A 13055-nucleotide genomic window follows, 5' to 3' on the forward strand; every position below is an offset into this window, starting at 1 on the left:
AATTAAAAAAGGCAAAGGTAGTTCAATTCAACAGCACGTACAAAGGAGAGTCATAAAAAGGATAGAAATTATTGGAGGAAGTTTATGTTTCTCATCAATCCTTTGTAGCGGGTACGTTTTATTGGGCTGTTTTTGAACAGGGAGGAAAAGACTTCCCGGGTTAGCTCCTGCCAGTCTTCCTTTTGCATATTCTTTAATTGTTCGGAAGGGAAGAAGCTAGCTTCTGTTGTAGGTTTTGAAAACCGGTTCCAGGGACACACATCCTGACACACATCACAACCAAAGGCCCAGTTGTCCATTTTCCCTTTAAATCCGGAGGGGATGATTTCATCTTTTAATTCAATGGTAAGATAGGAAATGCAGCGTGAGCCATCTACTACATAAGGAGCAACAATTGCATCTGTAGGACAGGCATCAATGCATCTTGTGCAGGTTCCACAATAATCTTTTACCGGTCCGTCCGGTTCAAGGTCGAGATCAAGAATCAGCTCTGCAATGAAGAAAAAGGAACCGGATTCCCGGGTAATTACATTGGTGTGTTTTCCCATCCATCCCATTCCGCTTTTTACGGCCCATGCTTTATCAAGAACCGGAGCAGAATCGACAAACATTCGCCCGCCTACCTCCCCTATTTCTTCATGGATAGAGTGCATAAACGCGGATAGTTTCTCTTTTATCACAAAATGATAATCTTCACCATAGGCATACTTTGAGAGTTTAGGGTTGTTGTCTTCCGCGAGGTCTTTTTCAGGGAAATAATTGAGCGCCAGGGAAACGACCGATTTTGCCCCTTCAACTAATAAGCGGGGGTCCAGTCGCTTGTCAAAATGATTCTCCATATAGCTCATTTTCCCATTCATATTGGCTTTTAACCATTTTTCCAGTCGAGGGGCTTCTTCAGCTAAAAATTCAGCTTTAGAAATTCCGCAATAGAAAAACCCGAGTTCCTGCGCACGGGACTTAATGAAACGGGTATTTTCTGCTAATAATGACACAATGCAAATATAATTCATTCATGCATAGCTTTTTCTTTTATCAACAATACCTGATAGCCGGATTTTTGTTGTCTTTTTACGAATTATTTCCTAAATTCAGAACGAAAAGAAACCGGGTTATGAATGAGATACTGACAGCCGAACAACAACGACTTGCGGATGGTTTTACGATACGTAATGAACCTATTTCTTCCATAGATCTTATGGAAAGGGCTTCTGCTGAGTTTGTTAAATCCATTATCCCCTACATACACGGTAAGAAGACAATTCATGTCTTTTGCGGAACCGGAAATAATGGAGGAGATGGTCTGGCGATTGCACGTATGTTACGTGAAAAAGGGTGCTCAGTTCATGTGTATCTGGTAAAGTACAGCGAAATGTTGGCGGCTGATACACAAATTAACCTTTCGAGAATCAAAGACATTTGTATCATTAAAGCCCAGGATGATATTCCGGTAATTCACCATGAACACGTTGTTGTTGATGCTTTGTTTGGAAGTGGTCTTTCGAGACCGGTTAGTGGAATAGCTGCTGAAGTGATTACTTCGATCAATGAGTCAAATGCTTTTGTGTTATCGGTAGATGTCCCTTCCGGGTTACCGTGTGATTCTATTCCTTTTGAGAAAGGTACTGTTGTTCGATCTGATTTTACGGGGACGTTTGAACGACCCAAATTGTCTTTCTTTTTGCCGGAGTCTTCAGAGTTCGTTCCGGATTGGCGGGTTATCCCGATTGGGCTGAATCAGGAATATATTGAACGTATGGAGAACCGGGAATTTTATATTTCTTCGGGAATGCTCTCGTGCAAGGTTCTCCCCAGACGGAAATTTTCGCATAAAGGCACCTACGGACACGGGTTGTTGATCGCGGGAAGTAAAGGGAAAATGGGGGCTGCTGTATTGGCCGGAAAAGCAGCTCTGAGAAGCGGAGCAGGCTTGTTGACAGCTCATATACCGGGGTGTGGTTATACAATCCTGCAAACAGCTCTCCCGGAGGCAATGTGTACGGTAGACCCGGATGAAAACCGGGTTACGAATGTAACACTTACTTCGGATTATTCTGCAATAGCCATCGGGCCGGGAATAGGAGTAGGAGAGGATTCTAAACGGGTGTTATCGTCCGTTTTTCAGATATATGATAAACCGATGGTGCTGGATGCAGATGCGTTGAACACATTAGCATTAAACAGAGATTTGTTGAGTAAAATTCCGGAGAAAAGTATTCTTACTCCGCATCCGGGAGAATTTGAAAGGTTGGTTGGAAAAAGCAGCAACTCTTTGGAAAGGCTGGAGCTTCTAAGAACATTTTCTCAGGAATATAATGTACTAGTTGTGCTTAAAGATGCGGTTACGGCTATTGCTCTTCCGGGGGGACGTATCTATTTCAATACAACAGGTAATCCGGGTATGGCGACAGCTGGATCGGGTGATGTATTGACAGGAGTCCTGTTAGGTTTGCTGGCACAAAATTATTCGCCTGAAGACGCAGCTTTAATCGGTGTGTTTTTTCATGGGCTTGCAGGAGATTCAGCGGCTGCCCAGCTGGGAGAGAATGCTGTTATGGCAGGGGATATTGCTGGTCATTTGCGTATTCACCCGGTGAGTTAGTTGTTTTTGCCCGATTTCTGTGCTAATTGTTACATAAAGCTAAGAATATGGTATCTAACTTTGTCAAAAAACAGGAACTATGGATGTAGAAATACTTGCCCGGATTCAGTTCGCTTTTACCGTAGCTTTCCACTACATTTATCCACCTTTGAGTATAGGGTTGGGTCTGTTGATGGTTATCATGGAATCCCTCTTTTTGTACACGAAAAATAAAGAATACGAAATACTTGCCCGGTTCTGGACAAAGATTTTTGCACTTACTTTTGGGATAGGTGTCGTTACCGGAATTGTCATGGAGTTTGAGTTTGGGACAAACTGGGCAACCTACTCCAGGTATGTTGGTGATATATTTGGAAGTGCTCTTGCTGCAGAAGGGATCTTTGCTTTTGCTTTGGAAAGTGGTTTTCTCGGAATTCTCATTTTTGGCTGGAACCGTGTAAAGCCCTGGGTACATCTTGTTTCAACTATCGGAGTTTTTTTAGGATCCCTGTTTTCAGCAGTTTGGATCGTCGTGGCAAACAGTTGGCAACAGACCCCCGCAGGCTATAAAATTGTCGGGGAAGGAATGCATGCAAGAGCTGAGATTACAGATTTCTGGGAAATGGTGTTTAATCCATCCAGTGTAGATCGATTGACGCATGTCTGGATCGGAGCTTTTCTGGCAGGAGCTTTTCTTGTACTAAGTGTTCATGCTTACTATCTTTTAAAGAACAGACATGTGGAAGTTTCTAAAAAAGCGATGAAGATTGCTCTTGTAGTAGCTACCGTGTTCTCACTGGGGCAGTTGCTTACCGGCCATCATTCGGCGGAAGGAGTAGCGGAGAACCAGCCCGCTAAATTGGCTGCTTTAGAGGGTCATTTTGATGCTTCTGCTCCGGCAGATATGTATCTTTTTGGTTGGGTGGATAAGGAAAAACAGGAAGTGACAGGTGTAAAAGTGCCTGGAGGGTTGTCTCTCTTACTACATGGTGATCAGGAAGCGAACGTTACCGGACTCAATGCGTTTCCCGAGGATGAAAGACCCTCACAGGTGAACGCAGTTTTTCAGTTTTACCATATTATGGTAGCAATCGGAATGTTGTTGATCGCTTTATCCCTTGTCGGTATCTGGGCATGGTGGAGGGGGCATCTTTTTACCAGTAAGTGGTTGCTTATTGTGTTTGCATTTGCGGTTATTCTGCCACAGATAGCTAATCAGGCAGGTTGGTTCGCTGCTGAAATGGGACGCCAGCCCTGGGTTGTTTATGGTCTTCTTCGTACATCCGATGCGTTTTCGCAGGCTGTTAGCGCTAATCAGATTGTATTTTCGTTAGTTCTCTTTTTTGTTGTATATCTTATACTGTTCCTGTTGTTTATTTATTTGCTTACTAAAAAAATCAAACATGGTCCATACGATCCCAAAGAAGAAACGGTACGACCCAATCAGGAGGAAATGGCGCATTTATTTGAATCAAAAAAATAACTGAAATGGAAACACTATTTGGTCTGGATTATCCTACATTGTGGTTTTTAGTGGTCGGTGGGCTTTTTTCCGGTTACGCGATTCTGGACGGATTTGATTTCGGAGCGGGGGCATGGCATTTGTTTTTTAGAAAAGAAGAAAGTCGTAGAATTGCTTTGAACGCGATAGGGCCGGTCTGGGACGGGAATGAAGTCTGGCTGGTGATTGGAGGAGGTGCATTATTTGCCGGATTCCCGGTGATGTATGCTACTCTTTTTTCTGCCATGTACACTCCTTTTATGTTATTTTTGGTATTCATTATTTTTAGAGCTATTTCAATAGAATTCAGGAGTAAGGAGCCAATGAAATGGTGGCGAAAAATGTGGGACTTTGTATACAGTATTTCAAGTATTGTTTTATCGTTTTTATTAGGAGTTGTAGTGGGAAATGTCTTACAGGGACTAAAAGTGGGGCCTGATTTTTCTTACAGTGGAGATAGCTTTTTCGGATTTTTAACGCCATTTCCGGTATTAGTCGGAATAACAACACTCGCTCTTTTCATGACACACGGTGCAATTTATTTGCTGTTGAAGACCGAAGGAAGATTGTACGCAAAACTGACACGTCTTTTAAAAGGTGGAATTGTTTTCTTTCTGGTTGCTTTTGCCTTTGCGTCCGTATACGCATTGGTTTTTATTCCTCATCTGACGGAAGTTTTTAAAGAAAATCCGGCTTGGTTTCTTGTGCCCATTCTGGCCATTTTGAGTATTGCTAATGTTCCAAGACTTGCTTCACGGAAAAAATATGGATATGCATTTATTTTTACATCCCTGTCTACAGCTTTTATGTTTATGATTGTTGCAGTAAACTTATATCCGAATCTTCTTTTTTCTACACTTGATCCGGAGTATCACATTACCATATACAATGCGGCAGCTTCCGAGAAAACACTGGGTATAATGTTGCTAATGGCTGCAATAGGTACGCCTTTGGTTATTACTTATACAACTATTGTATACTACACTTTTCGCGGTAAAGTTAAAATGGACGAAACAAGTTATTGATACGAACCAGAAAGAAGAGAGTCTGGCTCGTATTCATACCTGATTTTAGCTGAATGATTGATAGAGTCTTGCCTTTGGTCAAAAAAACCTAAAGGGAACTCTATACTACCTCAATTTGATTACCTTTGTGGGTTTGAACTGTAAAGAACTATGTGGCAAACACTGTCTCAGATTATACTTAGAAATCGACTGTTAATCATAACAGTAATTCTCCTTATTACGGGAGGGTTTGCTTATTTTGCGTCGACAAAACTAAAGCTGGATAACAAATACGGGAATATGCTCCCGAAAGACTCTCCTGCACAGCGGAATTACCTGAAGTTTAAGAGTATGTTTGGTGAAGACGGGGGGACACTTGTTTTTGCTATTCAGTCCGAGAAACTATACACTGAGGAGAATTTCAAAAAATGGAAGGAACTTGGAGATAAAGTGCGGGATATTCCGGGGGTAGAATCAGTTATCTCTGAAGCAAACCTTGTCGAGCTGGTCAACAACAAAGAAGAGAAAAAGTTTGAAACGGAGGTTATTTTTGTTGATACAAACTACGTTGAAAAAAGTATCGATGAAATTAAAACATTAATTCGGACGAACCCACTTTATGACCATCTCCTGTTTAATGATTCCACAAATGTTTCATTAATGCTTATTTCCGTTGACGAAAGCTTTTTATCCGATCAGAAGAAAGCAAATGTTGTATTGGATATAGAGGAACTGGCGTTGACGTATGAGCACAATTTTGGAAGAATACATTTTGCAGGACTTCCACACATTCGCGTCGTAATTGGTAAACGGGTGCTGAATGAAATGTATATTTTCATTGCTCTGGCAATTGGAGTTACTTCTCTTTTACTCTTCATTTTCTTCCGTTCGGTACGAGTCGTATTGATCTGTAACCTTGTTGTGATAATTGCGGTTGTATGGTCATTAGGCTCAATAGGATTGTTTGGTTTCCACCTTTCTATTCTTATGGCTTTGATTCCTCCACTTATGATTGTGATAGGAATCCCGAACTGTATTTTCCTGCTGACCAAATTCCATAGAGAAGTTGCACATCATGGAAATAAAATAAAAGCACTGCAACGGGTGATTGTAAAGATCGGAAACGCGACCTTTATGACCAACCTTACAACAGCACTTGGTTTTTCAACTTTTATTTTCACTAACTCCGAAAAACTAATTGAATTCGGAATCGTCGCGTCAGTGAATATCTTAATGGTGTTCCTGCTTTCTATTACAATAATTCCTATTGTTTTTTCTTTAGCAAATAACCCGAAGGAAAGACACCTTAAGCACCTTGAAAACCGATATACCGGAAATCTGGTAGATAAATTTGCATTTCTTGTTTCCCACAAAAGAAAGTGGGTTTATGGAGCTACAGGAGCTGTAATATTGATTAGCGCGATAGGAATTACGCAAATAGAAGCAACCGGAAATCTTACAGGTGATTTGCCGGAAGGAGACCCGATTCTGGAAGATGTCAATTTTATTCAGGAGCACTTCCAGGGAGCGATTCCTTTCGAAGTAATGGTGAACTACAAAGAGCCCGGACGACTTTTTGCCCGGTCAACTCTGGAGAAAGTAGAAGAAATGCAACAGTATTTCAAAGCAGATACTTTGTTCAGTAAGTCACTTTCTCTGGTCGACTTTGTAAAAGCAATTAATATGGCGTATTACGGGAATAATCCCGATCAGTATAGCTTGATTGCGAGTAAGGATCGTCGCTTTTTAAAGCCTTATTTTGATAATTTCCGGGAGTCGGCAGATGGCATGGGGGGATTTACATTGAAGGAATTGGTTGATACAACAAATACCACTCTTCGTGTACGCCTTCAAATTCTGGATATTGGCTCGTATGAGATTGCTGAAAAGGTGGATAGTCTTAAGCCTATTTTGGACAGTATCCTTAACCCGGATAAAAAGCAGTTGGAACACTATTATTCAAAATTCGAAAAGGGAGAGACGACGTATGCGGACTCTATTCTTTTTGGTAATAATAGTATTTATATGGCAACAACAGATCTGTTGTCAGGTGGAGACGTGGATAAGCAGCTGGAATTTGATATGAATCCCGAGCTGATAAGAGAGTATTACAAAAAGGATAATTTTGATGAGGTGCTTCGGTCTGCAATAAGTAATCAGTACTTTGATTTTACGGTTACAGGAACTTCGGTTGTGGCTGCTGAAGGAACGCAATACCTTGTGAAAAACCTTTTGACCAGTCTTTTCTTTGCAATTGTCATTATCTCGATTTTGATGGCTTTCCTTTTCCGATCTTGGAAAATGGTAATAATTTCTTTGGTTCCAAACTTTATTCCCTTACTCGTAACTGCCGGTATAATGGGGTATTTTCATATTCCGATCAAACCATCGACAATTCTGGTGTTTAGTATTGCCTTTGGTATCTCGGTAGATGATACGATTCACTTCCTTGCCAAATATCGTCAGGAGCTCAAAAACAGAGCGTGGGACTTAAATGGATGCGTACTACGCGCCCTTAGAGAAACAGGTTTGAGTATGTTCTATACATCTATCGTATTGTTTTTCGGGTTTAATATGTTCTCTTTATCCCAATTTGGAGGAACACAAGCGCTGGGGCTCCTTGTAAGTTTAACACTTTTGGTGGCCATGATTACCAATCTTGTTGTGCTTCCTTCCCTGTTATTGTCTCTGCAACGTAAGTTAAGTACAAAGTCATTTAAAGAACCGTATTTCGAATTGTTGGATGAGGAAGAGGATATTGAACTGGATGATCTTCAGGTGAAAACGGAAGGTACAACCGATGTGAATAAAAACTAAGATTCGAAATCATTTGTTCTTGGTTTTTTTGAGAACTTTATGCTCGATTAGCATAAAAAGACGCTATAATGAAAGGAATTATCTTAGCCGGAGGATCCGGAACCAGGCTACACCCCCTTACATTGGCTATCAGTAAGCAATTGATGCCTATTTATGATAAGCCGATGATCTATTATCCCCTGTCAATTTTGATGAGTGCAGGAATTAGCGAGATACTTATTATCTCAACACCGCATGATCTTCCCCACTTTGAGAGGTTGTTGGGTGATGGCTCACAGCTAGGATGTAATTTTCAGTATGCCGAACAGCCTGAACCGAATGGATTGGCACAGGCATTTATTATTGGAGAAGAATTTATCGGGGAAGATAAAGTTGCACTGATTCTGGGAGATAATATTTTTTATGGTGTTGGAATGGACGAACTGTTAAAGGAAAACAGTGATCCGGAGGGAGGAGTTGTCTATGCTTATCACGTTTCTGATCCCAGACGGTATGGTGTTGTTGAGTTTGATAAGGACATGAATGCGGTTTCGATTGAAGAGAAGCCGGAACAGCCGAAATCGAATTATGCGGTTCCCGGACTCTATTTTTACGACAATACGGTTATTGAAGTTGCCCGGCAGCTAAAGCCTTCGGCAAGGGGAGAGTATGAAATAACGGATGTCAATGCGCATTATCTTAAAGAAGGAAAACTCAAAGTAGCTGTTCTTAGCAGAGGAACAGCATGGTTAGATACGGGAACGTTTCCTTCTTTAATGCAGGCAGGTCAGTTTGTACAGGTTATTGAGGATAGACAAGGGCTAAAAATAGGTTGTATAGAGGAAGTTGCATATCGCAATAATTTTATTGATAAAGAGCAATTAAAACAGTTGGCACAACCTCTTGTGAAGAGCGGATATGGTAATTACCTGTTGAATTTAATAAAAGACTAATGCAAGGCATTGACGCTTATAAACAGCTGATTGAAAAAGAAATTACAGAGTTAAAGATCAAAAGCGAACCATCTGGTCTTTATAATCCGATTACGTATTTGCTTGGCTTGGGGGGGAAGCGAATGCGCCCGATTCTGAGTATGATGAGTGCAGAGTTGTTCGGTGGTAATCCGAAAGAAGCACTTAATTCAGGATTGGCGATCGAATTGTTTCACAATTTTAGTCTTATTCACGATGATATAATGGATAATGCTCCATTGAGGCGTGGATATCCCACCGTACATACGAAATGGTCTGAGAAGACGGGAATCCTGTCTGGTGACGCGTTATTTGTTGTCGCTTATCACTATCTGGCACGGAATACGAATGCTTATCTGAATACGCTTTTGCATACGTTTAGCGTTCGGGTTATGGAAGTATGCGAGGGACAGCAGATGGATATGGATTTTGAAACACGTTATGATGTTTCGATTGATGAATACATTGAAATGATCCGTCTGAAAACATCTGTTTTACTTGGTGCTGCTCTGGAAATGGGAGCAATAGTGGCTGATGCCTCCGTTGATGATGTACAACGGATTTATAGTTTTGGTGAGAATGTTGGTATTGCGTTCCAGTTGCAGGATGATATTCTTGATCTGTACGCGGATCCGGATAAGTTCGGAAAACAGGTAGGGGGTGATATTCTGGCGAATAAAAAAACTTTTTTGCTCTTAAAGGCGTTTGAATTAGCTGATAATGAGCAGCAGAAAAAGTTGCAAGAGTTGTCAGAAGAGGTGGACGAGCAAGTGAAAGTTGAAGAAACCCGAAAGATTTTCGATCAGTTGGGTGTGAGAGATCTGGCACGAGTTGAGATGGAACGACATTATGCTCTTGCACTTGAATCAATTGAACTTGTTACGGTTTCGGCTGAAAAGAAAAAACCTCTCTTGAAAGTTGCTGAGTATTTGATGAATCGGGAAGTATAAGAGAGTAGGATTATTTCATTCCTCCTGCCAATCTGTTTTTAAGGTGAGGTTCTACTCCCAGAACGGAGCAGACTTTTAAGATGATGCCCTGCGTATCAAAACCACATTCTGCCCAAAGTTCTTCCTGTGTTCCCTGGTGAATATAGCGATCCGGAATTCCCAATCGAACAATACGTGATGCGTAGTTATTATCTGCCATAAATTCCAGAACGGCGGACCCCATACCTCCCATCAGACAGCCATCTTCTACGGTAATGACATGATCAAATCGCGAGAAAACCTCATGTAGAATTGTTTCATCAATTGGTTTGACAAAACGCATGTCATAATGCGCTGCAGAAACATTAATCGTTTTTAACTGTTCTATGGCGGTTTTACAGAAATTACCAACGTGCCCAATGGATAAAATGGCAATGTCTTCTCCTGAGCAGATTTTACGACCACGACCTACCGGAATAGCTTTCATTCGGTTTTTCCAGTTAGCAGTAACCCCTTTACCGCGTGGATAGCGGATAGAGAAGGGTCCCATATTCTCTTGTTGGGCGGTAAACATCAGATTCCGAAGTTCTATCTCGTCCATGGGAGCAGATACGATCATGTTGGGAATACTCCGCATATAGGCAAGATCATAAGCGCCATGATGTGTAGCTCCGTCAGCACCGACTAAACCACCGCGATCCAGACAAAAGACAACATTCAGATTCTGAAGAGCAACATCATGCAACACCTGATCATAAGCCCGCTGCATGAAAGAGGAATAGATATTACAAAATGGAATCATACCTTGCGTGGCCAGTCCTGCTGAGAAAGTAACGGCATGCTGTTCGGCAATACCGACATCAAAAGCACGATCAGGCATGGCCTCCATCATAATGTTCAGCGAACACCCCGTAGGCATGGCGGGAGTGATCCCCATGATTTTTTCATTTTGTTCAGCCAGCTCAACAATGGTATGTCCAAAAACATCCTGGTATTTTGGAGGTTGCGGAGAGCTGGGAACAACTTTTACTATTTCTCCGGTTTCTTTATTAAAAATTCCCGGTGCGTGCCATTTGGTCGGGTCGCCTTCTTCCGAAAATTTATATCCCTTTCCTTTCATTGTGATACAATGAAGGATCTTGGGGCCCGGAATGTCTTTCAGGTCGTTTAAAATTTTGGCAAGAGCAATACTGTCATGACCGTCTACCGGACCGAAATACCGAAAGTTCAGTGATTCAAATAAATTACTTTGCTTGAGGAGTGACCCTTTGAGTGCAGAGGAAATTTTTGAAGCGACTGCCTGTGCATTGGGCCCGAATTTTGATATCTTTCCTAGTAACTGCCATACTTCATCTTTCACTTTATTGTACGTGTGAGAAGTAGTGATATCCGTCAGATATTCACGAAGAGCACCGACATTAGGGTCGATGGACATACAATTATCGTTAAGAACGACAAGTAAGTTGGCATCAGTAAGCATACCTGCATGGTTTAGCCCTTCAAAAGCTAGCCCGGCAGTCATAGCTCCGTCTCCTATTACCGCAATGTGTTGTCGCTCTTTTTCGCCTTTATAGTTACTCGCGACTGCCATTCCTAATGCTCCTGAAATGGACGTAGAAGAGTGACCAACGCCAAAAGTATCATATTCGCTTTCCGAGCGTTTTGGGAAGCCGCTGATTCCTCCTTTCGTTCGGTTAGTAGGAAACACTTCTTTTCTGCCGGTTAAGATCTTGTGTCCATAGGCCTGATGTCCTACATCCCAGACTAGCTGGTCATAAGGTGTGTTGAACACATAATGGAGTGCAACTGTTAATTCTACTACTCCCAAACTTGCACCGAAATGAGAATTACCGATTTCGGAGATAACATCAATAATATACTGACGAACATCTTCAGAAATATCGGGAAGATCTTCCAGAGCAAATTTATCCCGCATATCCTGCGGAATAGTGATTTGAGAGAGATATGTACCAGTTCTATACTCCGTCATCCTAACGGCTTTAATCTATACAAATTTACGGCCTTTCTTGAGTATTTAACTAACAATCCGGGGGATTATTTTGTTTTGCTGTTGGAAGAATTGGTAAAAAACCATATATTTACCTTGGTAAATATATGTAAGTATATATTATGGGGATAAAAAAGAACGATCGCAGAAAGTTTCTTGAGAAAATAGCATTAGGTTCAACGGCTTTAGCGGCTATCCCGGTTCTGGGAGCGTTTCGTTCTTCAGGTTCTTCTGAAAAAGATAAAAATATGGAAGCAATAAAAAAAATACGGGCATTAGGTTTTCAGTGGCAAACGCACGATCCATTTCTGTTTTGTGTGCATCATGAGGATAATTTCCCGGAAGGTAATGCGGAAATGGGACCTCAGGCTTCCCTTGAAGGGAGACAGATAGGTTCTGATTTTCATATAAAAGACGGGTGGAGAATGTACCATGGTGAAAGAGTACCTGGTTTTCCCGGACATCCACACCGTGGTTTTGAAACGCTAACCGTTGTTCGCAAAGGGATGGTAGATCATGCTGATTCGGCGGGAGGAGCAGGAAGGTATGGAAACGGAGATTTACAATGGATGACGGCAGGAAAGGGACTGATGCATTCAGAGATGTTTCCTTTGTTAAAGCAGGAGGAGAGAAATCCATTAGAGCTATTCCAGATTTGGTTGAATTTACCGGCAAAAAGTAAAATGGCTGAACCGGATTATAAGATGTTCTGGAATGAAGAAATACCTCATTTCTATTACAAAGAAGGTGTTTACATCGAAGTGATGGCAGGAGAGCTTTTTGGAAAAAAAGCACCTGTTCCGCCAAAGGAGTCCTGGGCATTTGACGGGAATAATCATGTGGGAGTTTATGTCATTCGAATGGATAGCAACACGGAGTTCACATTACCCGCAACTGCAGAGGGGGTAAACAGAACCTTGTTTTTTTATGATGGGAAGAACCTCCGTATAGCTGATAAAGAAATACCGGAGTATCACGCTGTTGATGTTGAGCCGACGAAAGACTTACAGATTGAAAGCGGTGAAGACGGGGCTAGAATACTTATTTTACAGGGGAGACCCATTAACGAGCCTGTTGTACAACATGGCCCATTTGTAATGAATTCCCGACAGGAGATTCAGGAAGCCTTTATGGAATACCAACGGACGCAATTCGGTGGATGGCCCTGGAGTCGTTATGATCAGGTACATGACAGAAAATCAGGGCGCTTTGCCAAATATTCAGATGGGAGAGAGGAGATAAAGGGATAATTTTTTTTGTGAAAG

The 13055-nt window shown here is 41.7% G+C and carries 9 protein-coding genes; 7 read left to right on the forward strand and 2 right to left on the reverse strand.

Annotated features, from left to right (window positions below):
- Positions 1-68 precede the first annotated feature (68 nt).
- On the reverse strand, positions 69-1013 hold the full coding sequence (gene queG, locus AC4PL9_RS12300) for a tRNA epoxyqueuosine(34) reductase QueG (protein WP_491605045.1): 945 nt from the start codon (positions 1011-1013) through the stop codon (positions 69-71).
- A 101-nt stretch (positions 1014-1114) separates the two neighbouring features.
- Here queG and AC4PL9_RS12305 point away from each other — a divergent pair, with 101 nt between their 5' ends.
- The 6 genes from AC4PL9_RS12305 (at position 1115) to AC4PL9_RS12330 (ending at position 9803) form a co-directional block, all read left to right on the forward strand.
- Positions 1115-2602 carry an NAD(P)H-hydrate dehydratase gene (locus tag AC4PL9_RS12305; protein ID WP_491605046.1) on the forward strand — a complete coding sequence of 496 codons (1488 nt, stop codon included), beginning with the start codon at positions 1115-1117 and terminating at the stop codon, positions 2600-2602.
- Between the two features lie 79 nt (positions 2603-2681).
- Entirely contained in the window at positions 2682-4064 is a 1383-nt protein-coding gene (locus AC4PL9_RS12310) for a cytochrome ubiquinol oxidase subunit I (RefSeq protein ID WP_491605047.1), read from the forward strand.
- A 5-nt stretch (positions 4065-4069) separates the two neighbouring features.
- The gene (cydB, locus tag AC4PL9_RS12315) at positions 4070-5107 is read left to right on the forward strand and encodes a cytochrome d ubiquinol oxidase subunit II (protein WP_491605048.1); all 1038 of its coding nucleotides are present in this window, start codon (positions 4070-4072) and stop codon (positions 5105-5107) included.
- A 150-nt stretch (positions 5108-5257) separates the two neighbouring features.
- Positions 5258-7903: an efflux RND transporter permease subunit gene (locus tag AC4PL9_RS12320; protein WP_491605049.1), complete on the forward strand. Its 2646-nt coding sequence runs from the start codon at positions 5258-5260 to the stop codon at positions 7901-7903.
- 68 nt (positions 7904-7971) lie between these two features.
- Positions 7972-8835: a glucose-1-phosphate thymidylyltransferase RfbA gene (gene rfbA / locus AC4PL9_RS12325; RefSeq protein WP_491605050.1), complete on the forward strand. Its 864-nt coding sequence runs from the start codon at positions 7972-7974 to the stop codon at positions 8833-8835.
- Positions 8835-9803: a polyprenyl synthetase family protein gene (locus AC4PL9_RS12330; RefSeq protein WP_491605051.1), complete on the forward strand. Its 969-nt coding sequence runs from the start codon at positions 8835-8837 to the stop codon at positions 9801-9803. The genes rfbA and AC4PL9_RS12330 overlap by 1 nt, the downstream gene beginning before the upstream one ends.
- A 10-nt stretch (positions 9804-9813) precedes the next feature.
- Here AC4PL9_RS12330 and dxs read toward each other — a convergent pair whose 3' ends face one another.
- Complete coding sequence (gene dxs, locus AC4PL9_RS12335; RefSeq protein ID WP_491605052.1) at positions 9814-11772, reverse strand: 1-deoxy-D-xylulose-5-phosphate synthase; 1959 nt, start codon at positions 11770-11772, stop codon at positions 9814-9816.
- Between the two features lie 140 nt (positions 11773-11912).
- On the opposite strand from dxs, the gene AC4PL9_RS12340 reads away from it, so the two are divergent.
- Positions 11913-13040: a pirin family protein gene (locus AC4PL9_RS12340; RefSeq protein ID WP_491605053.1), complete on the forward strand. Its 1128-nt coding sequence runs from the start codon at positions 11913-11915 to the stop codon at positions 13038-13040.
- Positions 13041-13055: the final 15 nt, after the last annotated feature.

Source organism: Wandonia sp., assembly GCF_984588085.1.